This window comes from Bowmanella dokdonensis, assembly GCF_017254865.1.
Classification (GTDB): Bacteria; Pseudomonadota; Gammaproteobacteria; order Enterobacterales; family Alteromonadaceae; genus Bowmanella; species Bowmanella dokdonensis.
In genome coordinates, this window is sequence record NZ_JAFKCV010000372.1 from 1 (window position 1) to 289 (window position 289).

1 protein-coding gene is annotated in these 289 nt (G+C 52.6%); it reads left to right on the top strand.

Going from position 1 to position 289, the window contains the following annotated elements:
- The coding region (locus tag J0A66_RS22985; protein WP_206576094.1) for an endonuclease at positions 1–289 on the top strand (289 nt) is incomplete at both ends.

The following is a 289-nucleotide window of genomic DNA, read 5'->3' on the forward strand; positions in this document are numbered from 1 at the left end:
GTGGATAGCATAGAGCAAGATCGCAACAGCGCCATTTATGAATTCCAGGGTAACAGAAACCCCTTTATCGACCATCCGGAGTGGGTTGAGCTGGTGTACAGCGCTGAGAACTGTGACAGTGATAACGGTGGCGGCGACAATGGCGGTGGCGATCCTGACGAGCCAACCCCAGGTGAAGCTGGCCTGATCTTCTCTGAATATGTTGAAGGTGCAGGCGGTAACAACAAGGCCATTGAACTGTTTAATGCCTCGGGCGAAAGTCTGGACCTAGCTGGTTATCAGGTGTTGC